The sequence below is a fragment of the Zhongshania antarctica genome (genome assembly GCF_014202945.1).
In the GTDB taxonomy this organism is placed as follows: Bacteria; Pseudomonadota; Gammaproteobacteria; order Pseudomonadales; family Spongiibacteraceae; genus Spongiibacter; species Spongiibacter antarcticus.
Genome location: NZ_JACHHW010000007.1, coordinates 162,130 through 188,750, shown reverse-complemented (window position 1 = coordinate 188,750; position 26,621 = coordinate 162,130). Strand labels below are relative to the sequence as shown.

Below are 26,621 nucleotides of genomic sequence, written 5' to 3'. Positions count from 1 at the left end.
CTGCCCTTTTTTGTGCTCGTATACTTTATTGCCTGCCAAGCAGCTCTACTGAATTGAACCGAGTTCAAAAGACGCGCCACCGGCGTGTAGCACAATAGCCCCAGCTTCATTCTCAGCAAGATCCACTAGGCGATAAAAACACGCCCTATTCACCTTTGCTACCAAACCATGCCGAGTTAACACCGAGGGAATGGGTTCCTTGCTATCGGCTTGCGTATCAACGCACAGAGGGTGCTCTGAGCCAAGCTCAAACCAAGTGCCGACGTTGGTTTTAACCGCAATAAGCGGTGAATCAGCGCCAGCCCCAATTTCGAAATCGACAATTATTAAAGGGAATTCTTCCACTTGCAGCCGCCATTTTTCAACAGGCGTAACGAGGTAGTAGTGCCCATCTTGCTCGCGGCGCAGAATGGAAGAAAATAGCTTAACCAGTTCATGGCGTTTAATTTCACCACCTTCATGAATCCAGCGGCCATCGGCTTTTATGACAATATCAATGTCACCACTTAACTCAGGATGCCAGTCTTCAATAGGTGGCACACCACGCTGATCTTTGAGTAGTGCTTGTATACTGTCCAAGCTCGCCATGTACCTAACCTTTATTAGTATTGCGTTTTCACCATTGAATTAAGCGCACACTGATAACGCCTTCAATAGCACTTAACTGCTCAAGCAGTGCCGGGCTAGCCTCACTGCCCAAGTCGATTAGATTGTAGGCTATTTCGTCACGACTTTTATTTAGCATATCGACAACGTTAATATCTGCATCGGCAAGCAAGCCAAGCACGCTACCAAGAATTTTAGGAACATTATGATTAGCAATCGCTAAACGGCATTGGCCACTGCGGTCCAGCTGCAAATTAGGGAAATTAACTGAATTTTTGATATTGCCGTTTTGCAAAAAATCGTTCAGCTGATCGGCAACCATAATTGCGCAATTTTCTTCAGCCTCATCGGTGCTGGCGCCGATATGCGGCATTAGAATTACATCAGCTCGACCAATAAGCGCAGGTACAGGAAAGTCGGTAATAAACTGGCGCAAACTTCCATTATCTAGGGCGCGAATAACCGCGCTGATATCCACAATTTCTTCACGGGCAAAATTCAGCAAGCAGCAGCCCGGCTTACAGGCGGCCAGCAAGTCGGTATTTATTAAGCCTCGGGTTGAATCCAAAACTGGTAAATGCAAGGTAATAAAGTCTGCTCGAGCGAATAAACTGCTCAAATTATCCATTTTCTTTACTGAGCTAGGCAAGCGCCATGCGGCGTCAACAGACAGGGCTGGGTCGTAACCGATAACTTCCATACCCAAATTTAATGCGGCATTCGCTATCATTGAGCCTATTGCCCCGAGGCCGACAACACCAAGAGTACGCCCCGCCAGCTCATTCCCCTTAAAACGCTTTTTCTCTTTCTCTAACAGCTTAGCCATCTCGGCCGCGTCATTCATATGACCAAGGGTATTCACATACGATATACCGGCTAAAATTCCCCGTGAGCCTAAGGCTAAACCGGCAATGACCAATTCCTTCACCGCATTGGCATTGGCACCAGGGCTATTGAAAACCGGAATGCCGCGCTCCGTACACGCAGACACCGGGATGTTATTCGTGCCGGCGCCCGCTCTGGCTATAGCTTTGACACTGGGCGAAATTTCAGCAGTTTGGAGCTTGTGGCTGCGCAACAATATCGCATCAGGTGCACTAAACTCCGTTGCCAATTCATAATTGTCACTGGGTAAGCGGCTCAGGCCCTTGTCAGAAATTTGGTTCAGGGTTAATACTTTATACAAGGTTTCTACTCCTAATTATTTTAACCAATGCGACGACGGCGATCACCTGCCGGCGCTAAACCCTGATCAAACGCATCTGCGGCATTTTGCTCTGACTGAGGGCCTAATGGCACGCTGTGGAAAAAGTTCAAGCCGGCAATGCGGCCATTCATACTAAGCCCAGCGGTGTAACGAGCATTTTGGCCAAGTAAACGAAAATCCCAGCTCTCTGCGTCAGGACCAAAAAACTCCAGGAACTCGCCATCATTACCAAGCACTACCGAAAAGTCGTGCAAGGGAATGGACAGGCCTTCGCCACGAGCTTTGATGTACGCTTCTTTCAATGTCCAGTAACGATAAAAATAATCGAGCTGCTGCGCTTCATCTCGACTTTTCAATGCCTGCAATTCAAGCGCAGAAAAGTAGTCTTCAGCAACATCGAGTATTCCTGGGTTCTCTGCGCTGCACTCCACATCAACGCCAATGGCATTGTCACGCGTAACCACGCAAACGGTTAATCCGCTAGTGTGCGCTGTGTTAAATTGGATTATCGGTGAAACGCTAGAGTTATCCAGCTCGGGTTTACCAAAGCCATTTACTTCAAATTCAATTTCTTGCGGCGATAGCTCGCAATATTCAGCCAATACCGTACGCAGCAGGGCCCTGCTCACCAGATAATCCCAACCATTATCGACATGTTTAAGCTGCTGATACTGTTCGAGTTCGGACTGCGAGAGCATTTCCTCGTACTCCTTTTGCACTGCTTTCAGGCGATTGTCATTGGTAAAGCTAAACCAAACATCGACAACACCGACACTCAGCGACCGTCGTAAAGCGGAAGTCATTATTTTTATATATCCATTAAGTAGCCCCAGCCGTCATCAGCCGGCTGGGGCCCAAATCAATTGATCTTAATTTTTGCGTCTTTCCACAAACCATTAAAGTAAGCCGAAAAATCCTGTGAAGACCTATTTCTAGACGCGCTATTTTCTGCATCGTTCAGCTGAGCAACGTCCATACCACTTTGGCTGCCATAACTTACATTAAGTAGCTGCACAACAACCCGATCACCGTTTGCTAAACGCAAAACACTTACGCTAGCCTGCTGATCTGGTCGTGGCATTGAAAATGCGCGATTACGAATCGGCGTATCGACGGCGATATCACCTCGTTTGCCCGCTGCAATCGCATTCCAAGACAATTCTTCTGCCTTGGCAACATCCTCAGCGCGCTTGCCAGCGATCAATTCAGCCTGAATTGCCTTGGCCCGGGATTCTGCCGCAAGTTCAGCCTTGCGCTGTTCCAGACTACTCACAATCTTCTCGCGCACCTGAGCTAAAGGTAATACTTCGGGCGCCTTGTATTCTTCGACATGGATCACCGCAAAGTGTTCCGGTGTTAATTCAAAGACCTCACTATTTAGCCCCTTGCTGCGTAACTCAGGATTAAAGGCCGCAGATTTCAAGCTCGCGTAGGCAAACAAGCCGCTCTCGTCAGATTGTTTCTGCCACTCGCTCTGCTTAACGTCTAGCCCGAGCTCTTTAGCAGGCATGGTTAAATTTTCTGCGTTAAAGACAAAATCACGTAAATCTTCTACCGCACCAATTAAGCGTGGCATTGCTGCCTGGCGACGCAGCCGCTCAGTGATCTCCAGTCTCGCGCTTTCCAAACCCGGCACATTGGGCTGGCGAACACTCAGCAATTTAATTAGGTGCAAACCCGCTTCTGTTTCAATCACAGGAGAGACTTCACCGTCTTTTAGTCCAGCTAAAGCCTCTTCAAACTCCGCTGGAAAACTGTCGCCACTGCTAAAACCAAGGGCACCGCCTTCATCCGCACTACCGGCATCAGCAGAATACTTTTGAGCTTGTTCTGCAAAGTCAGCGCCCGCCAGAACCGCTTGGCGAATTTTCTCAAGCTGTGAAGATGCATCTTCACGACTCATGTCCTCGTTGATTTCAATCAAAATATGCGCAGCTTCACGCTCTACTTGCGCATTACTAGCTTCGACCAATCGCTGGTATTCGGCCATGACTTGATCTTCTGAAACCGGTTCAAAAAAGTCTTCTTCAGATAACTCAACATAAGAGTATCTAACGGCGGCCTCACTCAGGAATTGCTTGGCATTTTCCTGGTAGTAGGTTTCGACCTCTTCATCACTAAGCTTAACACTAGCGCGATAAGGCGCTTGCGCGACGGTGATAAAGTGATAATCACGGGTTTCATGAAGCAAGCCGATGGCTCGCGACAATTCTGGTCCCGCTACAAAGGCTGAACCCGCAACGGCGCTAGATAGCTGTTGAATTATGAGATCTGAGCGCAACAGCTGTTTAAAAAACGCACTGCTATAGCCTTGCAAGCGTAAAACTTGCTCATAACGAGCTTGAGAGAATCGGCCGTCCTCTTGAAATTGCGGCATGGACGCGATGGTCGCATGCAGCTGGGCGGTCGATATTTCGATGCCTGCTTCAGCAGCGGCTTGCAGGAGTAGCTGCTGTTTTATTAGCGTGTTCAATGCTGGCTTACGCAACATTGCGTCGTCTAGCATGGCTGGGTCAATCTGGTCACCCATCATTCCTAGTAAACGTCGCTTCTGAAGACCAATCGCCTGCTGCAATTCGCCTTCAGAAATTTTCTCACCATTAACCACTGCAGCCGGGACCTGCCCTGAACCGCCAAACAAACTATCGATACCAAATAGTGCAAACGGCACTATGATGAGCGCGATAATAAACTTGGCAGCGGCTCCCTGAATGTTATTCCGAATATTTTGCAGCATTGACGCGAATCCGACTCTGAATCATAAAAAAAAGCGCACCTCTCGATGCGCCTTCTGTAAGAGGTTTTAACCCCTATAGCGACTTCCCAACACCGTGGGAATGGCTATATCCCTTAGTTGCAGGCGTCTTTCAACGCTTTACCTGCTTTGAAGCTTGGAATCTTGGCAGCTGAAATTTCGATTGGCGCGCCAGTCTGTGGATTGCGGCCAGTGCGAGCTGCACGGTCTTTAACGCTAAATGTACCAAAACCGACAAGCGATACAGAATCATCTGACTTTAATGCATTGGTAATGGCTTCTACCGTTGCATCCAGCGCGCGACCAGCGGCTGCTTTGGACAGGTCTGCAGATTCTGCAATTGCGTCGATTAGCTCAGATTTATTCACTTATTCTTCCCCTTCAAATTGTTATAAAAAAATTTTTAAGTGTCACTGCTGGCAGTCACATACCTGCGCAAGGACAGTGACAGCCGCATGCGCAAAGAGTGGGATTTATACCAACTGCGCCTCTTACGGTCAAGGAATCTCTGTGGCTAGTGTGCGTTTGCGCGCGCTTCGCCCAAGATATCATCATTACCGTCTACACTTTTGTGGTTATCATCAATACCTGCCAAATAAGCTTCTTCAGAAATTTCTTTTGGAATACTTTCCAGTGCGATATTCAGCACTTCGTCAATCCATTTAACGGGGCGAATTTCTAAGTCGGCTTTAATGTTTTCAGGTATCTCTTTGAGGTCCCTCTCATTCTCGGACGGGATTATAACGGTTTTTATACCGCCGCGGTGCGCCGCAAGCAGTTTTTCTTTCAAACCACCAATCGCCAACACCTGCCCGCGCAAAGTAATCTCGCCAGTCATTGCCACATCGGAGCGCACCGGGATACCTGTTATCACCGAAACCAGTGCGGTGCACATCCCAACGCCAGCCGATGGCCCGTCTTTGGGGGTTGCACCCTCTGGCATATGAATATGGATATCATGACGGTCATGATAGCGCGCAGGGATGCCCAGGCGCTTAGAACGGCTCCTCACGACGGTTGTTGCCGCCTGAATAGATTCTTGCATTACGTCGCCGAGGGAGCCGGTTTTAATATGCCGACCTTTACCAACCACCGACACAGCTTCGATTGTGAGCAATTCGCCGCCAACCGAAGTCCACGCGAGGCCAGTCACCTGGCCTACCTTGTTTTCTTCCTCTGCCTTACCATAATTGTAACGGCGCACGCCGAGGTAGTCCTCTAAGTTGCTAGAAACCACTTCAATTTTATTGCCTTCGCCATTTAAGGCTAAGTTTTTAACAACTTTTCGGCACACTTTAGCAACTTGACGCTCTAGCCCGCGCACACCTGCCTCACGCGTGTAGTAGCGCACAATATCTTGCAGCGCGTCGTCATCAATACTGGCCTCTGTTTCCTTAAGCCCATTGTTCTTTAGCTGCTTGGGAATCAAGTAACGACGCGCAATATTGATCTTTTCATCTTCGGTGTAACCTGGAATCCGAATAACCTCCATGCGATCCATCAGTGCTGGCGGAATATTCAATGAGTTCGAGGTGCAGATAAACATAATATCTGAGAGGTCGTAATCAACTTCAAGATAATGATCGTTAAAGGCATGGTTTTGCTCTGGGTCGAGAACTTCCAACAAAGCAGATGCCGGATCACCGCGATGATCCATACCCATCTTGTCGATTTCATCAAGCAAAAACAGCGGATTGCGAACAGACGCCTTGGACATCTTTTGAATGACCTTGCCAGGCATAGAGCCAATGTAAGTTCGGCGATGACCGCGAATTTCAGCTTCGTCGCGCACGCCACCCAGGGCCATGCGCACAAATTTACGGTTAGTGGCTCGTGCAATAGACTCACCCAAGGACGTTTTACCAACCCCTGGCGGCCCAACGAGACACAAAACCGGACCCTTCACTTTCTTTACTCGCTTCTGAACCGCAAGATACTCAAGTATCCGATCTTTGACCTCATCGAGGCCGTAGTGGTCTTCATTTAAAATTTCTGCAGCCCGCGCGAGGTCATGCTTAACCCGCGAGCGCTTTTGCCAGGGGATACTCACTAGCCAGTCGATATAGCCACGCACCACGGAGGCTTCCGCCGACATGGGTGACATCATTTTCAGTTTGGCCAGCTCTGCCTTAGCTTTATCTAGCGCCTCTTTGCTCATGCCCGCTTTGTCTACGCGGCTTTCGAGCTCTTCTAGCTCGTTAACGCCCTCTTCCGACTCACCGAGCTCACGCTGAATAGCCTTCATTTGCTCATTGAGGTAGTACTCGCGCTGACTTTTTTCCATTTGCTTTTTAACGCGACCACGAATTCGTTTCTCAACCTGAAAAAGGTCAATTTCGGATTCCATCAGCCCCATTAAATGCTCTAGACGCTCGCGCTCGTCGACCATTTCCAAAACAGCTTGTTTCTGCTCAAGCGCCATATTCATATGGGCGGCAATGGTGTCGCCAAGGCGACCGGGGTCGTCTATACCAGACAGTGAAGTGAGCACTTCGGCGGGAATTTTCTTACTGAGATTAATGTATTTTTCAAACTGGGAGATCGCCGAACGCAACATGACCTCGGATTCTTCTTCCCCAATTTTAATCTCTTCCAATACATCAATTTCTGCACTGAAATAATCTTCTTCGGCAGTAACGGCGTTGAGGACAGCTCGGTAGCTACCCTCAACTAAAACTTTCACGGTGCCGTCAGGAAGCTTCAACAACTGCAAGATATTGGCAACGGTACCAATATCGTAAAGGTCGTCGGTACCCGGCTCATCTAAATCGGGATTGCGCTGTGCGGCAAGCACGATTTCCTTATTGCTTGCCATGGCCAGTTCAAGTGCGCGTATCGACTTATCGCGTCCAACGAAAAGGGGGATCACCATATGGGGGTAAACCACCACATCGCGCAAAGGAAGCAGTGGCAGCTCCTGTATTTCTCGCTTATCGGCCATTTAATCGCCTCGCATAATATTTGTACAATCCGGACACAACGGATATTTCGCCTGCAATACAGACAGCTTAAGCCTAAGATGGGGACTTAGCACAGTAAAAACAAGACTTGACTAGCAAAGATTGTGACAAAAAAGAGACCCGCCGCGAAAATAACTTCCGCGGCGGCTTTGGAGCGGGGTTTATTCTTCCGGAGCGACCTTGCGCTGCTCACTGTAAACCAAGATTGGCGCAGAATCGCCCTTGATTACTGAGCCATCAATGACAACTTTGCTTACGTTTTCCATTGAAGGCAAATCGTACATGGTATCAAGCAGCACTGACTCTAAAATTGAACGCAGACCACGAGCACCGGTTTTGCGGGTCATTGCCTTTTCAGCAACTGAGCGCAAGCCGTCTTCCCGGAAATCGACTTCCACACCTTCCATATCGAAAAGCTTGGAATACTGTTTGGTCAGCGCGTTCTTTGGCTCAGTCAGAATACTGACTAATGCATCGATATCCAGCTCTTCCAGCGTTGCAATCACTGGCAGACGACCGACAAACTCGGGTATCAGGCCGTAGCGGACCAAGTCATCTGGCTCAACATCAGCGAGTATCTCGCCTACGTTGCGTGCCTCACTTTTACTCTTGACCTCTGCACTGAATCCAATACCGCCCTTTTCAGAGCGATCACGAATAACGCGATCCAGGCCAGCAAAGGCACCACCACAGATAAACAGAATATTAGAGGTATCTACCTGCAAAAACTCCTGCTGGGGATGCTTGCGACCACCCTGCGGCGGCACAGATGCAACAGTACCCTCGATCAACTTCAATAGCGCCTGCTGCACGCCCTCACCCGAAACGTCACGTGTGATTGAAGGGTTGTCCGACTTTCGAGAGATCTTATCGATTTCATCTATATAGACGATACCCATTTGGGCCTTTTCTACATCGTAATCGCACTTCTGAAGCAGCTTTTGAATGATGTTTTCAACATCTTCACCCACGTAACCGGCTTCGGTTAAGGTAGTCGCATCAGCAATAGTAAAGGGCACGTCAAGGAGTCGCGCCAAGGTCTCTGCTAGCAAGGTCTTGCCGCTACCAGTAGGGCCAATCAGCAGGATATTACTCTTGCCCAGCTCAATATCGTCTTTGCCTTTTTCGCCTACGCGCAAACGCTTGTAGTGATTATACACCGCTACCGCGAGCACTTTCTTGGCACGCACCTGACCAATAACATACTGATCTAGCGTATGGTTGATTTCCTGCGGCGTCGGTAGCTTGTCGCGACCAGCTTCACTTGCCGCTTCCTGCACTTCTTCGCGAATAATGTCGTTACATAGGTCAACACATTCATCACAGATAAAAACAGACGGGCCAGCAATTAACTTGCGGACTTCGTGCTGGCTTTTACCACAGAAGGAACAGTACAGCAGCTTGCCGTTTTCGTCTGTGCCGTCTTTGCTACTCATTCATTCCCACCTTGTTCTATTTGCATGGCGATATCCACCTTAGGGTAAAGATGACGCCTTTTAGCTATTTTTGCAAGTTTGCTCACTTAAGCGCAAACCTGCGGCAATGTGTGGTGCGCCTATTTGCGATCAGTCAAAACTTGGTCAACCAAGCCGTAATCACAAGACTGCTGGGCGTTCATGAAGTTATCCCGCTCAGTGTCCTTAGCAATGGTTTCATAGCTTTGACCGGTGTGCTGAGCCATAAGATGATTCAAGCGTTCGCGGATAATAAGAATCTCCCGAGCCTGAATGTCGATATCCGTTGCCTGTCCCTGGGCACCGCCACTGGGCTGGTGAATCATGGTGCGGGCGTTAGGCAGAATAAAGCGCTTGCCCTTTTCGCCACCGCTTAGCAAGAACGCACCCATACTGGCCGCTTGACCAATACACATGATGCTCACATTGGGTCGAATAAACTGCATGGTGTCGTAAATAGAAAGGCCTGCAGTCACCGAGCCACCCGGCGAATTTATATACAGATGAATATCTTTATCAGGATTTTCTGACTCTAAGAACAGCAACTGGGCCACGATCAGGTTAGCCATGTGATCTTCAACCTGACCGACACAGAAAATCACCCGCTCCTTAAGAAGACGCGAATAAATATCGTAGGAGCGCTCGCCCCGCGCCGTCTGTTCGACGACCATAGGCACCAAGCCTAAATTAGTAATAGAATTATTGTTGATACCGTCAATCGAGTTGCGCGACATAGTAAACACTCTTCCGTATCGTAAATGGGTAAGCGGATTTTTCACCTACCAGAAAAAAAACAAGCGACGGAACCGTAAGGCTCAGTCGCTTGTTCGCAGATAAGCAGAGCAATCTAGCAAATTAAGACGCGTCTGCCTCTTCCGCCGGTGGCGACATAACTTCTTCGTAGCTTAAAGTTTCTTCGCTAACCTTCGATTTTTCAAGCAATTTCTCAACAACTTCCTCTTCAATGACCATACCTTCGATCTGCTGAAGCTGCTGGGGGTTACCCATGTAGTGATTGATAATCTCGTCTTTATCTTCGAAGCTAGCCGCCATCTCTTCAAGAGCAGCGCGAACTTTATCTGCGTCGGCTTTAATGCCTTCTGCGCTAATTAGCTCATTCAGCACCAAACCTAATTTAACACGACGCTCCGCGTTATCACGGAAAAGCTCGTCGGGAAGGATGTCTGCTGCATTCAGTTTTTCAGCCATTGCGCCAAACTGCTGCATTTGCTGTCCGCGCAAAGCCTCAATCTCTTGACTAACAAGCGCTTTAGGCACCTGCAAATCAGAATGCACTTTTAGCACACCTTCCATGACTTGGTTCTTAATGCGGGACTTAGTCGCATTTTTCAACTCCCGAGCCATATTTTTTTCTACTTCAGCGCGAAAAGCGTCTACACCGCCCTCTTTCACACCAAAAGCTTCAAACAATTCTTCATTAAGCTCAGGCAATTCTTTAGCACTAACAGAGTTCAAGGTAATCTTAAACTCAACCGCAGCACCCTTAAGCTCTTCGCTGTGGTAGTCCTCAGGAAAAGACACGGCAATGACCTTCTCTTCTCCGGCGACCATACCCTCGATTCCCGCTTCAAAGCCAGGAATCATACGGCCAGAACCGAGCTCTAGATCAGAACCTTCATCCTTACCGCCTTCAAACTCTACACCGTCTTTCGTGCCAAGGTAGTCTATATTAACCTTGTCGCCATCCGCTGCGGCGCGCTCAACAACACTCCAATCAGCACGCTGAGAGCGCAGATTCTCGATCATTTTATCGACATCAGCGGCAGTGATTTCGGCAACTGGCTTTTTCACGACAATCGAGCTGTAATCTTTGGCTTCGATTTCTGGAAATACTTCGAAAGTGGCAACAAACTCAATATCTTTACCGGCCTCTAAGCTCTTTGGCTCGATTTCTGGGCGACCAGCAGGCTTTAGCTCTTGCTGCTGAATGGCTTCGTAGAAGCACTCATTCATTACTTCGCCGAGCACTTCCATGCGTACCGACTGACCGAAACGCTGGCGAACCACGCTCATCGGCACCTTACCGGGACGGAAGCCATCAAGTTTTACGGTTTTTGCAGCTTTTTGCAGACGGCTATCAACTGCGCCATCTACACGGGCAGCAGGAACACCTACAATCAGACGGCGCTCTAGGCCAGAAGTCGTTTCAACGGAAACTTGCATCGATGATCCTCAAAACAGGTCTTATAAGCACAAATGGCCACTTCGGCATCGAAGCGGCCATTCATAAGAATTCTTTGAAATGGTGCGGATGGAGAGACTCGAACTCTCACGCCTTGCGGCACCAGAACCTAAATCTGGCGTGTATACCAATTTCACCACATCCGCACACCCGTAAACCGACTTAAGGTATTGAATTATCTCGGTTTACAAACAAAATCGCAGGAGCTCAGTCCCGCGAGGAACGAGATTGTGCCACAGCCCATGACCGCGATCAAGCGAAGCTGCGACACAATTTCAGACGTATCCTTAATTAATGACAATTTCACTACTAAGAATACGCCAAAGGAGCACTTAAACGCGCTCGATAATCGTGCTAATGCCCTGCCCCATACCAATACACATGGTCGCCAAACCTACTGACGTGTCGCGTTGTTCCATAACATTCAACAAGGTGGTGACAATACGGGTACCTGAACAACCAAAGGGGTGGCCCAGGGCAATCGCGCCGCCATTTAGGTTAACCTTGTCGTCCATTTTGTCCAGCAAGCCCAAATCTTTAAGCACGGGCAGAGATTGCGCGGCAAACGCCTCATTAAGCTCTACAGTCTGAATATCGTCCATGCTCATACCAACGCGCTTAAGCGCTTTATGAGTTGACGGTACTGGACCATACCCCATGATTGACGGGTCAACACCAGCAACGGCCATTGCCGTGATCTTAGCGCGCGGTGTTAAACCAAGATCCATTGCCCGCTGACCGGACATAACGATCATTGCAGAGGCACCATCGGCGATCTGCGAGCTAGTGCCTGCCGTTACAGTACCGTTGCGAGGGTCGAATGCTGGGCGCAGCTGCGCCAAACTCTCTAGCGTCGTTTCAGGGCGAACTGTGGTATCGGCTTTCACCAAAATTTTGCGACCGTCTTCAGCGTGGCCTTCCATCGCAAAAATCTCATTATCGAAGAGCCCCTTAGCCTGCGCTTCAGTCGCGCGCATATGCGAGCGCAAACCGAATGCGTCTTGCTGCTCGCGACTAATGCCGTGCATCATTCCGAGCGCCTCGGCGGTCATGCCCATCATGCCTGCAGCGCGCGCCACGTATTTGCTCGCCTGCGGGTTAGGGTCAACACCGTGGTTCATGGCCAAATGACCCATATGCTCAACGCCACCCACCATAAAGGTGTCACCGCAGCCACTCATAATTGCGCCAGCAGCCGTGTGCAACGCCGACATTGACGAACCACACAAACGGCTCACAGTCTGCCCCGCGACTTCATGAGGAAGCTTGGTTAGCACGGAAATCATCCGCGCAATGTTCCAGCCCTGCTCATTAGTCTGGTTCACACAACCCCAGATCACATCTTCAAAACTCGCCGGGTCAACACCGGGATTGCGCGCCAAAAGCGCATCAATCAAGGCCGCCGATAAATTTTCAGCACGTACATTCCGAAACACGCCGTTTTTAGAGCGCGCCATTGGGGTACGGGCGCAATCGACAATTACCACATCATTTGCTTTAAAAGTCATTACTGTATCTCCGCCCGATTATTTAAAGAAAGTTTCGCCATTCGCCGCCATAGCCCGCAGGCTGGCAGTAGGCTGGTACAAGGGTCCGAGATCTGCATAGCGGTCAGCCATTTCACAGAATGCTTTAGCACCCATTTGATCGATATAGCGCAGAGCGCCACCGCGGAATACAGGGAAACCAATACCCATCACTAAGCCCATATCGGCATCAGCTGGGTCACGCAAGATACCTTCATCAATGCAGCGCACCGTTTCGATACACATTGGTATCATCATCCGCGCCTGAATGTCGTCATCGCTCAATTCAACACTGGCTTGCTTGGCTTTAGCAGCCATTTCCAGCGCAGTGTCGTCTTCACACTTCTTGGGCTTACCCTTCTTGTCTTCTTCGTAGCGGTAGAAGCCAATGCCGTTTTTCTGACCGTAACGCTTGGCCTCAAACATCATCTGCGAAATACCGGTAAAGTCGTGACGCATGCGATCTGGGAAGCCGTCTGCCATGACTTCAGCGGCGTGGTAGCCGGTATCAATGCCAACAACGTCCATCAGATAAGCTGGACCCATTGGCATACCGAAGCCTTCCATCACCTTGTCTACTTTGCGGAAATCCGCGCCATCGCGAATCAGCATGTCGAAGCCAGCAAAATAAGGGAACAGCACGCGGTTTACATAGAAGCCCGGGCAATCGTTAACAACAATCGGGGTTTTACCCATTTGCAGTGCGTACTTAACAACCCTAGCAACCGTCGACTCGCTGGTTTTTTCACCGCGAATAACCTCAACCAAAGGCATTGCATGCACTGGATTAAAGAAGTGCATGCCACAGAAATTCTCAGGTCTTTCAAGAGCTTCCGCGAGATGTGTAATGGAGATTGTAGATGTATTCGACGCTAAAACCGCATCGTTACGGATATGCTTTTCGGTCTCGGCAAGTACTGCGCGCTTCACTTTTGGATTTTCAACAACGGCTTCGACGATAACGTCTGCCTTGTCAAAACCGTCATAGCTCAATGATGGGCGAATGCTGTTCAATACTGCAGACATTTTGTCGGCGGTCATACGGCCGCGAGACACACGCTTGGCCAGTAACTTACCCGCCTCTTTCATGCCCAGCTCAATTCCCGCCTCGGCAATATCCTTCATCAGGATCGGCGTACCTTTATAGGCGGACTGATAGGCGATACCACCGCCCATAATGCCCGCTCCCAACACGGCTGCTTGCTTAACATCGCCACCGGCTTTGGCAAAACCACGTGCAGCTTTGCTCACTGCTTGTTCGCTCAAGAACAAACCAACCAGTGCTGCAGATTGCGGCGTGCGCACCAGTTTGATGAAGTGATCTATCTCAACCTCAATCGCTTCTGCGCGATTGAGACCGGCATTGCGTTCCATTGACTTAGCGGCAGTCAGAGGCGCAGGCATATGGCGACCAGCTTGCTGAGCAACCATTGCTTTACCCGTGGTAAAGGACATCATTCGCTCAATGTCATTCAACTTAACCGGCGTGGTTTTCTCGACGCGGCGCGCTTTATAGTCAAACTCACCGGCAATAGCACTTTTCAGCAAGTCTAGAGAAGCCTCTTTTAATAACTCAGGCGCGACAACGGCATCAACACCGCCATCTTTTAGGGCTGCGTCTGGCTTCTGTTGGTTGCCAGTGGCTACCCACAACATCGCGTTATCGCAACCGATGACGCGCGGCAAACGCACTGTGCCGCCAAAACCAGGGTTAATCCCTAATTTTACTTCTGGCAAGCCAACAATGGCTGCCGTTGACATAACCCGGTAATCACAGGCCAAGCACATTTCAAAACCGCCACCTAAGGCAACGCCGTTAATCGCGACAACCGTTGGTACTGGCAAATCTTCAAACGCGTTGAAGACATCATTGGCCTGCTGAGCCCAGCCGCGCAACTCGGCGTCTGGCAGCTTAAACAGCTCGGTAAATTCAGTAATATCTGCACCAACAATAAATACCGACTTCCCGCTGGTAACCAATACCCCTTTGAGGCCCGCTTCCCCAACAAGGGCCGTGGTAGCTTCACCCAGCTCCTGCAGCGTCACACGGTTAAATTTATTTACTGAATCGCCTTCAAGGTCGAAACAGAGCTCTGCAATCCCATCTTCTAGGTATTTTGCAGTTAACGCCTTGCCTTGATAAATCATCGTTGTTCCTCAAATTGAGTTTGTGGCGACGGCATTTACCGTACACCCCATGTTTTCCATGTAAACATCGCGCGCTAAAACTACCTTATTACCAAAACCTTGGCAAGCTAAGCCGCTATTTAATCGGTTAAACACGCCGGATCAAATCGATAGCCTTCCCTCAACCAATCACAAATTTCCTCAGCTACAGGGTGCAGCACCCCTGCGTACTCTGCAATATAGCGCTGCTTTGCATTTTCACTGAGGCTATCTAGGCCCTGCCGCTGAAATATTGTCATATCTCGTTTTAACAATGACGCCAACGCTACTGGTAACGAGCTAAGCACGGAATCTAACAGCTGCTCCGGGTCATAGCCTGCCCTGCTAGTATAGACCGCTGCCAGTGTTGGCAAGACTAGGCCCGACACATGAAATTGATTCATTGGATTAACCATATGACCGGCGCACCATGCCGACAACTGCCAAGGTCGCCCGGTAAAGGGAGCCAAATGCAGAAAACGACTGGTTTTACGCCCGTCATTAACTGGGTAGTTGTCCCATAGCAGGGGTTTTCGGCCAAGCAATGCGGTGGCTCGCGCCATATCCTCTTCAGAATAAGCTTCGCTAATAACGCGATTCCCGGTCCATAGCAAATCGATATCGGGAGTTAAGCCAGCATCCAAATCTGCAAAGTAATTATCGGGGCAGCGACCAAACAACTCCTCAAGAATTGGATCAAAACTATAGTAGCTCGGACAAACCGCGAGCTTTACCTGGGGAAGCTGGGCGCGAATATCATTGACCACAGCCAACTGGTTTTCAGCAAGCTGGGGATTTCCGGCCGGTAAATCGTCAAATAACACCCACAGAATATCGGGTTTTAGCTCGGCGATTGCAGCAATTTTACGCGCTAGTTTGAGCTTGTCTGTCGGCGTGTAATTGGCTTGAAGCCCCGCAGGCGAAAGGCCAAGCCCCCACGAAATTTCCGAGCGACGACAGTGTTCGCCCAGCATTAATAAATTATCACGATGACTTGCACTAAAATCCTGCGGCCATTCACTGCGTAGACTAACATCGGCCTTCGGCGCATAAATGTAGCTGCCATAACCCCATTGACGCAGCAGTCCCGGCAGCGAAAAACGCTGCGCCCAAGTCCATTGGCGACCGTAGAAGCCTTCAATAAGTCCCGGCGCAAATGCCATATTAACGTCCTTTAACCGCGATAATAGCGCTGCTCAACAAAAGGGCTTTGGCGTAGCGTTAGTGGCAATAATTTACCTCGAACACTGGCGTAGAGCGCCTCACCCTGACTGAGTGCTTTTGTTGCGACATAGGCCATGACTAGAGGGCGACCAATACTCGGACCGAAACCGCCGCTACTAACTCGCCCAAGCACACTACCCTCAGCATTGACGACCTCGACACCCTCGCGCACGGGCGCGCGCCCTTCAACATCGAGCAACACCCGCTTTTCTGCCGCGCCTTCAGCTAGTTGTTTGGCGATAACCGCTGCACCGGGATAATTTCCGGCACGCGCCTCACCGGGGCGCCGCACCTTGGAGATCGCCCACAATAGATTGGCAGAAACTGGTGAAATATTCTCATCCATATCATGACCGTAAAGGCATAGGCCCGCCTCTAGACGCAGCGAGTCCCTGGCACCGAGACCAATAAACTCCACCTCGTCTTCTGCTAGCAATGAGCGCGCCAATTTTTCTGCGTCACCGGCAGGAACGGATATCTCAAAACCATCTTCGCCGGTATAACCAGAGCAACTCAGCCAGCAGTCAATGCCCGCAACTTGACAGGACAATGTATCCATAAACACCATATTGGCAGCCTCTGGCGCCAAACGTGCCATCACCTGACGCGCGGCAGGCCCCTGCAGTGCAAGCAAGCCCTGATTCGCCAGCATTTCCATGCTGATGGATTCCGGTAAATTCTGCCGCAGCCACGCATAATCTTGGTCTTTACACGCGGCATTCACCACTAACATAAAGCTGTCGCCGCAGTTCGCGAACATGAGATCATCCCGAATGCCGCCCTGCTCATTTGTTAACAAGCCGTAGCGCTGGCGGCCAAGTGGTAAGCCCAGCACGTCTTGCGGCATCAAGGCTTCCAGCGCTTGCGCAATATTTTCGCCGCGCAAGCGAATTTGCCCCATATGCGATACATCAAATAAGCCCGCCGCATTACGCACTTGCAGATGCTCTTTCATTACACCCATGGGGTATTGCACCGGCATATCGTAACCTGCAAACGGCACCATTTTTGCGCCAAGCTCGCGGTGTAACGCATTTAGAGGAGTGGTTTTTAATACTTCAACGGTCATTTACATCTCCGAAAGGATTTGCGGCCGATAGCCTCAGAATACGGCCAACAGAACACAAAATCGCTAAATTCAATTCTCAAAATCGGGGCTATCAGCGCCCCAAGGAAAATAACTGTTCAAAATTCGCGGTGGTTTGCTGGGCAACCTCAGCAAAAGACAAGCCTTTCAACTCGGCAACACACTCGGCTACTTCAACAACGTATTTCGGTTCATTTTTTTTACCCCGGTATGGCACCGGTGCAAGGTATGGCGAATCGGTCTCGACGAGTAACCGCGATATGGGCACCCGGCGCACAACCTCACGCAATTCCTGCGCATTTTTAAAGGTTATGATGCCCGAAAAAGAAATGTAGTAACCCATGTCCAGCGCGGCTTCAGCCATTTCCCACGATTCCGTGAAACAGTGCAGCACGCCACCCACCTCAGCCGAGCCATGCTCAGCAATAAGTTTTAACGTATCCGCACGTGCGTCGCGGGTGTGCACTATTGTGGGTTTTCCACAACTGGCCGACACCTGCAGGTGCTGGGTAAAGCTTTGTTGCTGCGCTTCTTTGCGCTCACTGCTGTAATAATAATCCAATCCCGTCTCACCAATGGCAACAACTTTGGGATGATCTGCCAGCGTCAACAGCGTCTGTTTAGAGCAAATTTCGTCAGCGATATCGAGAGGATGAATCCCTACCGAGGCGTAAATATTTGGAAATTTTTCAGCAATCGCCACCACTGCTGGCGCGTTATTAAGATCGATACCGATGCACAGCATGCGGTCAACCCCCCGCTCAGTAGCTGCTTTAACCGCAGCATCAAGACTGCCGTCATAGGGGCTGAGGTCAATACGATCAAGATGACAATGACTGTCTACAAGCATGGACTTCTCGTTTGGCATTCTGGTTTGAGATATAACGTAGACCCAGCACGTAAATGAAGCCTACGCGACACACCGATTCACATGGTGTGGGTGGGCTTGTCTGATTCAATAATACCGGCGAGATAGGATTCAATTTTTTTGTTAGCGATGCCGTCACCACCAACGAATTGAACACCGACACCAGCGGCACGATTGCTCTGTGCACCGCGTGGCGTAATCCACACGACTTTGCCGGCAATAGGCAATTTTTCGGGCTCATCCATTAGCGTCAACAGCATAAACACTTCGTCGCCGACTTTGTAAGGCTTGGTTGTCGGCACAAAAAGACCGCCGTCGCGAATAAAAGGCATATACGCCGCATACAATACGGCCTTGTCACGAATAGTCAGTGACAAAATGCCATTGCGTGCACCCTGCGCACCACTCATAAATGTAAACCACCCTGTGGAATAGAAGCGTTATAACGTGTTGATACTGGCATCATAGCAATATGTTTAAGCAACCGCACGATTTTGGCACAATTGTGCCCACTCGAGGAACACGCCTTCCAATATCAAGCGCTTATTCAGCGCAACACCACGACTAAAACTACTCCGCAGTTTAAGGGCGCGCTCTAAACTGCCAATGACACTCTTTGCAGGAAGCGATTTAAAGCGCTGCCAACTCACTGCAGTTAAAACCTGGCCTGCCAATTGGTAGCGAGACAGCGACAGTAAGCGTGCCACCCACCAATCGAGCACCTGCAATATATCTGCGTCTAACATCTCCTCTGCAAATTGCAAAGGGCTGCGCTGCCCGTCTACTAGTGCCATCAAGCCCTTGTCAAAACGTTCGCGACTTGCCAAACCATCGTCGTCAAAGACCTGACGCGCCGCCAAAGGCCGCCCACCGGCTTCCGCTAATAAGCGTTGCGCCATGGCCTGATCGCCGACATAGTCTCGCAGCCATGGCTCAGTCAGTTCGGGACTCGGAATACCAAAACTTAATTGCAAACAGCGCGAACGTATTGTCGCTAGCAGTTGGCTGCTACTGTGGCTGACTAATATGAGTAAAGTGCCACTGGCTGGTTCTTCAAGGGTTTTAAGCAATGCGTTGGCGGTATTCGCGTTCATCGCCTCGGCGGGGTGTATCAGCACGAGTTTCCGACCACCGCTGCGGTGAGCGTGCTGGGCCGAAAAATGTTGCAAGCTGCGCACTTGATCGACGCCAATTTGCCGCTTACCCTCCTCCGGACAAATCTCACGAAAATCTGGATGGGAAGCATCACTTTGAAAATGACAGCTGCGACATTGCCCGCAAGCTGCCAATTCGCCCGGTGACTCGCAAAGCAAATACGCTGCGAGGGCTTGGGCAAATCGCAATTTACCAATCGCACTCGGCCCACTCAGTAATAAGGCGTGAGGCAAACGCTCAGCGCGGATCTGCTTTTGCACATCTTGCCACTGGGCCATTTGCCAGGCATAGGCATGCTGTGGTTCAGACATTAGCGGCCACCTGATAGGCAGCTAATTGCTGTTTCAGTGCGGCGGCAATGTCTCGCTGCACACTAGCCAGATCAGCGCTGGCATCAATTAGTTTAAACCGCTGCGGTTCTGCAGCAACCCGCGCCAAGTAGCCGTCTCGAACTTTTTCAAAGAAATCATGTTTTTCTTGTTCGAAACGGTCTAGATCACCCCGCTCGCTGGCCCTGGCCATACCGACATCGACGGGGGCGTCGAGCAGCACAGTGCAATCTGGCCTCAACACTCCCTGCACCATGGTTTCTAAGCTGGCAATAACATCGGTCGACAAGCCCCGCCCCCATCCTTGATACGCAAAGGTGGCATCGGTAAAACGATCGCACAAGACCCATTCGCCACGTGCCAACGCAGGTAGAATTAACTGATTAATGTGCTGAGCGCGGGCAGCAAATACCAAGAGTAATTCCGTGAGTTCACACATGCTCTCTTCGCGGGGCACGACCAAGGTGTTGCGAATTTCTTCAGCGAGAGGCGTACCGCCAGGCTCCCGGCTAACAATATAAGGAATTCCTGCAGCATCGAGCAGCTGGCGAATAAAAGCGATATTAGTCGACTTACCAACGCCCTCGGTGCCTTCAACTGTAATAAATCGGCCTTTGGCTGGCGTGTTCATTTATTTCTCCGGAAGCGGTGGCGCCGAGCGGTAATCCGCACGACGCTTTTGCACTTGGTAGCGTTTTACTGCGGCTTCGTGCTCTTTCAAGGTAGCCGAAAAATAATGGGTACCGTCTCCCTTAGCAACAAAAAATACCGCGTCGCCATCCGCCGGGTGCAAGGCAGCGTAAATCGCTTCTCGCCCTGCTAATGCAATGGGGCTGGGAGGAAGGCCATTTTGCCGGTAAGTATTATAAGTATTGCTGTCGTCCCGCAGATGCGAGCCTCGCAAATTACCCTGGTAGCTGTCGCCTAAGCCGTAAATCACGGTTGGGTCGGTTTGCAGACGCATTCCCGTCTGCAGGCGCCGCACAAATACCCCGGCAATTTCTGCCCGTTCGTAAGCAACGCCCGTTTCCTTTTCAATAATCGAGGCCATAATCAAGGCCTCGTAGGGGTTAGCGTAGGGTAGATTGTCAGCGCGAGCCTCCCATTCGTCAGCCAGCACCCTTTGCATACGCTGGTAAGCTCGAGTCAAAATTAGGCTGACTTTATCGCCGCGATAGTAGTCATAAGTATCGGGGAAAAACAAACCTTCGGGCTCTTGCGCCATGGGTTCCGTAATATTTAATTGCACCCACAGGTCGGCGTTTTGGCTTAGTTCTTGTTTCTCAAGTAAGTCTTGCGTATCCAAGTAACGCAGCAACTGAGCCAAGGTCCAGCCCTCCACTAGCGTCAGCTGATGGCGAACCACGTCCCCTAATCGCATCATCGCCAAACTTTCAGCGACAGTCATACCTTCCTCAAAACGGTACTCCCCCGCTTTTATATCGGCAGCTTTGGGGTGCAGACGACCATATATTTTTAATATATAAGGTTTGCTGATCCAGCCGCGCTCTGCGAGTAGCGCCACCATACTCGAATACGCAGTACCCGGCGGCAACACAAAAACTTCGGTACTTTCTGTCAGCGGTAAAGGCTTGTTAAGGTATGAGTTGAGATACCACACCAAGGCCAGCGCCGTAAGTATAAGGGGGAATATTAGCGCCAGCAGGGCTTTAAATACTTTAAGCATAGAAATGTGACTCAAACTCCCGCTGTAACTGTCGACACATCGGACCTATGGCCTTATGCATACATTCTATTTTTATTACTGGCCAAATACCGATAACACTATTACAAATAAATACCTCATCGGCATTACGCAGTGCCGACATTTCCACGACCCCAACCTTCAATCTCAGCCCTAAACGCTCGGCCGCAGCAAGGATCTGCTGGCGCATAATGCCGTTGACACCACAATCATTCAAGCTTGGGGAAACTAAACTACCCGCTACTGCCATAAACACATTGCTCCGAGTCGCTTCGATAATTTTGCCGGTCTCATCAAGCACCAAGCCCTCATCAAAGCCTCGGCGCTGCATTTCCCCCGCCGCCAGCACCTGCTCTAGACGGTTAAGGTGCTTGATGCCGGCAAGCTGTGGTTGGCGAGCCAGCCGAGTTTGACACAAGCCAAGCGCAACGCCCTGCTGCCAATATCGCAGTGACGCTGGCACTACTGAAGAGAGACTAACAATCCGATCCGACGCCGCCGCTAGGGGGCTATAACCCCGGCTTACGGTGCCGCGAGTCAGTACAATTTTTAAAATCGCATCGTTCGCGCCTAAATTCGCTAATAATCGCGAGCAATCCCCTGCAAGCACATCGGTATCACACGGAATGCGCAAACGGCGGGCGTCTTGCGCTAAACGCTGGAGGTGTTCGTCCAGCCACAGCGCAGAACCCTTGCGCACCAATATCGTTTCAAACAGACCGTCGCCATAGGCTAGACCTCGGTTATCGAGGCTAATATTATTGGCGAACCGGCCATTCACCAAGCTTGCCGACGTCATCAGTTCACTCAACTACTGAGCTGACCAAACAATAAACTGCCATTAGTGCCACCAAAACCAAAGGAATTGGACAACACCCGCTGCAGCTTGCGTGGCTGCGCAGTGTGGGGCACGTAATTTAAATTGCAGCCCTCCTCCACGTCATCGAGGTTGATCGTCGGTGGCGCAACTTGGTCACGCAGCGCTAAAATCGAAAATATAGCCTCTACCGCGCCAGACGCCCCCAGCAAATGCCCGACCATTGACTTGGTTGAACTCACTGCAATTTTTTCGGCTGCAGGGCCCAATAGACTTTCAATCGCGCGGCTTTCCGCAACATCCCCGGCAGGCGTAGACGTGCCGTGGGCATTAATGTAATCAACTTGATCTGCATTTAAGCGTGCATCGTCTAGCGCGCTTTGCATTGCTGCCCGCGCGCCGCGACCGTCTTCTGGCGGCGAGGTCATGTGAAAGGCATCACAGCTCATACCGAAACCCAGAATCTCAGCATGAATATGCGCGCCGCGGCGTTTTGCAAATTCATATTCTTCTAACATCAACATCCCCGCGCCATCGCCCAGCACAAAACCGTCACGATTTTTGTCCCATGGCCGACTTGCGCGCTCGGGATCGTCATTGCGAGTAGACATGGCTCGGGCCGCCGCAAACGCACCCAAACCCACCGGGGTGGTTGCCATTTCGGCACCACCAGCCAGCATTGCATCAGCGTCTCCGTAGGCGATCATCCGCGCCGCCATACCGATATTGTGGGTACCTGTTGTACAGGCCGTCGCGATCGCAATACTTGGCCCCTGCAGATTGTGCTTAATAGCAACAACGCCAGCGATCATATTAATAATGGCGCCGGGTACAGTAAACGGCGATATTTTGCGCGGGCCGCCACTATTTAATATCTGCCTGCTGTTTTCTATCAGGCCTATACCACCAATACCAGAGCCAATCGCGGTACCAATACGATGGGCGTTCGCGTCATTTACCTCGATACCCGAATCTTGCAGGGCCTGTTCTGCCGCCGCCACGCCGTAGTGAATAAACGGGTCAAAACGTTTGGCTTCCTTGGCAGACATATAATCATTAATGTCGAAATTTTTTATGGCGCCCCCAATACGGGTGGCAAACTCGCTAACATCGAAGCGATCGATTGCCGCGATACCACTTTTCCCCGCAAGAATATTGCGCCAAGTTTCAGTTACTGAATTTCCAAGTGGGCTAATGATTCCCATCCCGGTGACGACAACTCTTCTCTTATCCATAATACTCTCCCGACTCCAAGCACGTGCTACATACGCTCTCATTAAGCCACGAATGCCACACGTTCAGACATAAAAAAAGCCGTTCTACATTACATAGAGACGGCTTTTTAAACGGCTAGGCCGTTATATTACTTACTGAAGATTGGCTTTGATGTAATCAATGGCCAGTCTAACAGTGGTAATTTTTTCAGCTTCTTCATCAGGAATCTCAGTTTCGAATTCCTCTTCCAGAGCCATTACCAGTTCAACCGTGTCCAGCGAATCTGCGCCGAGGTCTTCTACGAATGATGCAGACTCTGACACATCTTCTTCTTTAACACCCAGTTGCTCTGCAACAATCTTCTTGACGCGTTCTTCAATGCTACTCATGGTCGTTGGTGACTCCTAATTGATATTAAAATTTTGGGCCTACTTCCCGATGGCCATTTAACTTGGCCGCAAGCCAAAAGCATGACCACCGAAAATTGTGTTTCATATCGCCAGCACTTCGGCGCTCATTCTACCGCGACTGATGCCGCTTGTGCATAGAAAAATATGAAAAATTCACGCTCAGACAGGAATTTTCCTTCCTAAGCATATGTTTACGCCATATACATACCACCATTAACATGGATTGTTTCACCTGTAACATAGCCTGCAACATCGCTAACCAAAAAAGCCACTACCCCGGCAATCTCTTCCGGGCTACCCAAGCGCTGCAGCGGTATTTGGGTTTTTAGTGCTTCGCGCTGATCATCGCCCAGCTTTTTGGTCATATCCGTGTCGATAAAACCTGGAGCAACACCATTTACGGTAATGCCTCGCGAGCCAATTTCCCGCGCTAGGGCGCGAGTAAAACCGTCCATACCCGCTTTGGCGGCGGCATAATTGGTTTGACCGGCATTACCCATCGCGCCAACCACAGAGCTAATATTAATAATGCGACCCCAGCGGGCCTTGGTCATGCCGCGCAAACAGGCTTTGCTCAAGCGGTAAAGCGAGTTGAGGTTGGTATCGATAACGTCATACCACTCATCGTCCTTCATGCGCAGCATTAAGTTGTCTTTGGTGATACCGGCGTTATTCACCAAGACCGCTGGCGCGCCAAACTGTTCAGTAATCGCCTTCAGTGTCGCGTCTACCGACTCGCTGTTAGACACATTCATCATCATCCCGACGCCGTTAATACCGCTCGCTTTAAAATGGGCGGTAATTGCGTCGGCGCCACCGTCTGTTGTCGCCGTACCAATAACCTGATAGCCCATATTGCCGATCGCAATGGCGATTGCCTGACCAATACCGCGGCTCGCGCCGGTGACTAATGCTACTTTCGCTGTCATCTTCCCGCTCCTAAATAGAATTAATTTATTGGGCAACAGCTTCCAGTGCCGCCGCCAGTGTTTCGGGTGACTCAATATTCAAACAACTTAGCGATTTTTCAATACGCTTGTTCAAGCCGCTCAACACTTTACCTGGGCCAGCCTCTATAGTCGTCGTAATACCGGCTGCGGCCATCGCCTCAACACAAGACACCCATTTAACCGCACTGTAAATCTGTTCCACCAACAAGGCCTTAATCGCCGACGGATCGTTTTCAGTTTTGCCGTGCACATTGTGCACTACTGGGATTATTGGTGACTGCAAGCTCATCGCAGCTAAAGCTTCAGCTAATTTCTCGCCCGCAGGTCGCATCAAAGAGGTATGGAAAGGCGCGCTTACCGGCAATGACAGTGCGCGCTTAGCCCCTGCGGCCTTTAGTAATTCAATCGCCTTTTCGACGCCGGCAACTTTACCGGCAATAACAACCTGACCAGGAGAATTGAAATTTACCGCCTCAACCACGCCCGCCGCTGACGCTTGCTGGCAAATATCGATAATTTGCGCATCGTCCAGGCCCAGCACGGCTGCCATCGCGCCCTCGCCCACGGGCACCGCAGTTTGCATAAACTGGCCACGCGCACGCACCAAACGCACCGCATCAGCAAAATCAATTGAACCAGCACAAACAAGGGCAGAAAACTCACCAAGGCTATGACCAGACATTAAAGAAGGTTGCAAGCCTCCCTGCTCACACCACAAACGCCATACCGCAACACTGGCGGTCAATAACACCGGCTGAGTAGTTTCAGTTAGATTCAGCTGGGCTTGCTCGCCATTTTGCACCAAATCCCACATATCGTAGCCCAAGGCCGCTGAGGCCTCGGCAAAAGTCGCTTTAATAGAAGGGAAAGCAGCGCCAAGCTCGGCTAGCATACCGACTTTTTGCGAGCCCTGACCGGGGAAAACCAAGGCAAGTTGCTGGGTATTCATTCCATGTATCCTTAATCAGTGAATTTTAAGATGTCGTTTCTAATTGTTTTTCAATTTGTGACTGCAAATCGTTACGCACCGCTCTTGCGGCCTGGTGAATTGCCGACTGAAACCCCTGCGCACCGGAGCTACCGTGGGTTTTTACGACGATGCCGTTAAGCCCAAGCAATGCCGCGCCATTATAGCGATCGGGATTAATGTCGCGCTGAAATGCCGTCATTATGGGCCGGGCTAACAAGCCCACGAACATACCGTACAAGGTTTTTTTGAATCGCGCCCGCAGCTGGCTCGCGATAAAACTTGCCGTACCTTCGCAGACCTTTAAGGCCACATTACCGGCAAAACCATCACAAACAACCACATCGACGTCTGCCGAAAACAGGTCACCACCCTCAATAAAGCCGCAATAATTCAAACGAGAATCAGCACCAATAAGCTCAGCAGCATCCCGTATGGTTGCAGTTCCCTTGGTCAGCTCAGAGCCAATATTCAAAAGACCGACACGGGGCGACTCACTGCCATCGAGAACCCTGCACAAGGCCGAGCCCATTTGCGCAAAGTGATGTAATTGCTGGGCATCGCATTCGACGTTGGCGCCAAGATCAAGCAGGAAAGTATGACCATTCAAGGCGGGCACCGGCGCACAGATGGCCGGGCGTTTGATACCAGGTAAACGCGCTAACACAACACAACTCATAGCAACGAGCGCGCCAGTATTCCCAGCACTGACCACAGCGGAAACAACACCGTCGCGAAGCAGCTCAAGGGCAATGTACATCGAGGAGTTTTTTTTGCTACGAAGTGTTCGGCTGGGTTGATCATCCATGGCCACCACATCGGGGGCATGATGAACACTTAAGCGATTCGAATCGAATTTTTCGCTGGCGAGCGCAAGCGCAATGGCAGGCTCATCGCCAACCAAAATGATATGAAGAGCTGAATTGAGATTCAGCGCATTTACAGTGGCAGGAATAGAAGAGCGGAGACCGTGGTCTCCGCTCATTGCATCAACGGCGAGTCGCAGCGATGCCACGC

The 26,621-nt window shown here is 50.4% G+C and carries 24 protein-coding genes and 1 tRNA gene; all 25 read right to left on the bottom strand.

Annotated elements, in window-relative coordinates; genetic code table 11:
• Positions 1-45: 45 nt before the first annotated feature.
• The 25 genes from HNQ57_RS13835 to plsX all read right to left on the bottom strand — a co-directional run bounded on the left by HNQ57_RS13835 (position 46) and on the right by plsX (position 26,619).
• A complete protein-coding gene (locus HNQ57_RS13835; protein ID WP_184463939.1) occupies positions 46-588 on the bottom strand; it encodes a DUF1285 domain-containing protein in 543 nt (180 codons plus the stop codon).
• Between the two features lie 28 nt (positions 589-616).
• Positions 617-1,792 carry a phosphoglycerate dehydrogenase gene (locus HNQ57_RS13830; RefSeq protein WP_184463937.1) on the bottom strand — a complete coding sequence of 392 codons (1,176 nt, stop codon included), beginning with the start codon at positions 1,790-1,792 and terminating at the stop codon, positions 617-619.
• A gap of 20 nt (positions 1,793-1,812) precedes the next feature.
• Positions 1,813-2,616, bottom strand: a complete 804-nt coding sequence (locus HNQ57_RS13825; RefSeq protein ID WP_184463935.1) for a 4'-phosphopantetheinyl transferase family protein — start codon at positions 2,614-2,616, stop codon at positions 1,813-1,815.
• A gap of 56 nt (positions 2,617-2,672) precedes the next feature.
• Positions 2,673-4,550 carry a SurA N-terminal domain-containing protein gene (locus tag HNQ57_RS13820; protein WP_184463933.1) on the bottom strand — a complete coding sequence of 626 codons (1,878 nt, stop codon included), beginning with the start codon at positions 4,548-4,550 and terminating at the stop codon, positions 2,673-2,675.
• Positions 4,551-4,663: 113 nt separating this feature from the next.
• On the bottom strand, positions 4,664-4,936 hold the full coding sequence (locus tag HNQ57_RS13815) for an HU family DNA-binding protein (protein WP_008250078.1): 273 nt from the start codon (positions 4,934-4,936) through the stop codon (positions 4,664-4,666).
• 146 nt (positions 4,937-5,082) lie between these two features.
• Positions 5,083-7,509 (bottom strand): endopeptidase La, encoded by a 2,427-nt coding sequence (gene lon, locus HNQ57_RS13810; RefSeq protein WP_184463931.1) that lies wholly within the window; start codon positions 7,507-7,509, stop codon positions 5,083-5,085.
• Between the two features lie 180 nt (positions 7,510-7,689).
• A complete protein-coding gene (clpX, locus tag HNQ57_RS13805) occupies positions 7,690-8,964 on the bottom strand; it encodes an ATP-dependent Clp protease ATP-binding subunit ClpX (RefSeq protein ID WP_008250076.1) in 1,275 nt (424 codons plus the stop codon).
• Between the two features lie 119 nt (positions 8,965-9,083).
• Entirely contained in the window at positions 9,084-9,716 is a 633-nt protein-coding gene (gene clpP / locus HNQ57_RS13800) for an ATP-dependent Clp endopeptidase proteolytic subunit ClpP (RefSeq protein ID WP_276509430.1), read from the bottom strand.
• A gap of 121 nt (positions 9,717-9,837) precedes the next feature.
• The gene (tig, locus tag HNQ57_RS13795; protein WP_184463929.1) at positions 9,838-11,166 is read right to left on the bottom strand and encodes a trigger factor; all 1,329 of its coding nucleotides are present in this window, start codon (positions 11,164-11,166) and stop codon (positions 9,838-9,840) included.
• Positions 11,167-11,246: 80 nt separating this feature from the next.
• Positions 11,247-11,331 (bottom strand) — tRNA-Leu (locus tag HNQ57_RS13790).
• 186 nt (positions 11,332-11,517) lie between these two features.
• Complete coding sequence (fadA, locus tag HNQ57_RS13785; RefSeq protein ID WP_008250073.1) at positions 11,518-12,693, bottom strand: acetyl-CoA C-acyltransferase FadA; 1,176 nt, start codon at positions 12,691-12,693, stop codon at positions 11,518-11,520.
• 18 nt (positions 12,694-12,711) lie between these two features.
• Entirely contained in the window at positions 12,712-14,859 is a 2,148-nt protein-coding gene (gene fadB, locus HNQ57_RS13780; protein ID WP_184463927.1) for a fatty acid oxidation complex subunit alpha FadB, read from the bottom strand.
• A gap of 119 nt (positions 14,860-14,978) precedes the next feature.
• The gene (locus tag HNQ57_RS13775; RefSeq protein WP_184463925.1) at positions 14,979-16,040 is read right to left on the bottom strand and encodes a beta-N-acetylglucosaminidase domain-containing protein; all 1,062 of its coding nucleotides are present in this window, start codon (positions 16,038-16,040) and stop codon (positions 14,979-14,981) included.
• An 11-nt stretch (positions 16,041-16,051) separates the two neighbouring features.
• Positions 16,052-17,170 carry a glycine cleavage system aminomethyltransferase GcvT gene (gene gcvT, locus HNQ57_RS13770; RefSeq protein ID WP_184463923.1) on the bottom strand — a complete coding sequence of 373 codons (1,119 nt, stop codon included), beginning with the start codon at positions 17,168-17,170 and terminating at the stop codon, positions 16,052-16,054.
• Positions 17,171-17,261: 91 nt separating this feature from the next.
• Entirely contained in the window at positions 17,262-18,038 is a 777-nt protein-coding gene (locus HNQ57_RS13765; RefSeq protein ID WP_184463922.1) for a TatD family hydrolase, read from the bottom strand.
• Positions 18,039-18,115: 77 nt separating this feature from the next.
• Complete coding sequence (locus HNQ57_RS13760; protein ID WP_008250068.1) at positions 18,116-18,466, bottom strand: PilZ domain-containing protein; 351 nt, start codon at positions 18,464-18,466, stop codon at positions 18,116-18,118.
• Positions 18,467-18,532: 66 nt separating this feature from the next.
• A complete protein-coding gene (locus HNQ57_RS13755; protein ID WP_184463920.1) occupies positions 18,533-19,522 on the bottom strand; it encodes a DNA polymerase III subunit delta' in 990 nt (329 codons plus the stop codon).
• Positions 19,515-20,171, bottom strand: a complete 657-nt coding sequence (gene tmk, locus HNQ57_RS13750; RefSeq protein ID WP_184463918.1) for a dTMP kinase — start codon at positions 20,169-20,171, stop codon at positions 19,515-19,517. The genes HNQ57_RS13755 and tmk overlap by 8 nt, the downstream gene beginning before the upstream one ends.
• On the bottom strand, positions 20,172-21,227 hold the full coding sequence (gene mltG, locus HNQ57_RS13745) for an endolytic transglycosylase MltG (protein WP_184463916.1): 1,056 nt from the start codon (positions 21,225-21,227) through the stop codon (positions 20,172-20,174).
• Positions 21,220-22,044, bottom strand: a complete 825-nt coding sequence (pabC, locus tag HNQ57_RS13740; RefSeq protein WP_184463914.1) for an aminodeoxychorismate lyase — start codon at positions 22,042-22,044, stop codon at positions 21,220-21,222. The genes mltG and pabC overlap by 8 nt, the downstream gene beginning before the upstream one ends.
• 8 nt (positions 22,045-22,052) lie before the next feature.
• Positions 22,053-23,297: a beta-ketoacyl-ACP synthase II gene (fabF, locus tag HNQ57_RS13735; RefSeq protein ID WP_184463913.1), complete on the bottom strand. Its 1,245-nt coding sequence runs from the start codon at positions 23,295-23,297 to the stop codon at positions 22,053-22,055.
• A 132-nt stretch (positions 23,298-23,429) separates the two neighbouring features.
• Positions 23,430-23,666: an acyl carrier protein gene (acpP, locus tag HNQ57_RS13730; protein ID WP_008250062.1), complete on the bottom strand. Its 237-nt coding sequence runs from the start codon at positions 23,664-23,666 to the stop codon at positions 23,430-23,432.
• A 212-nt stretch (positions 23,667-23,878) separates the two neighbouring features.
• A complete protein-coding gene (fabG, locus tag HNQ57_RS13725; protein WP_184463911.1) occupies positions 23,879-24,616 on the bottom strand; it encodes a 3-oxoacyl-ACP reductase FabG in 738 nt (245 codons plus the stop codon).
• A gap of 25 nt (positions 24,617-24,641) precedes the next feature.
• A complete protein-coding gene (gene fabD, locus HNQ57_RS13720; RefSeq protein WP_184463909.1) occupies positions 24,642-25,586 on the bottom strand; it encodes an ACP S-malonyltransferase in 945 nt (314 codons plus the stop codon).
• A gap of 25 nt (positions 25,587-25,611) precedes the next feature.
• Positions 25,612-26,619, bottom strand: coding sequence for a phosphate acyltransferase PlsX (gene plsX, locus HNQ57_RS13715; RefSeq protein WP_184463907.1), 1,008 nt, complete (start codon positions 26,617-26,619; stop codon positions 25,612-25,614).
• Positions 26,620-26,621 lie beyond the last annotated feature (2 nt).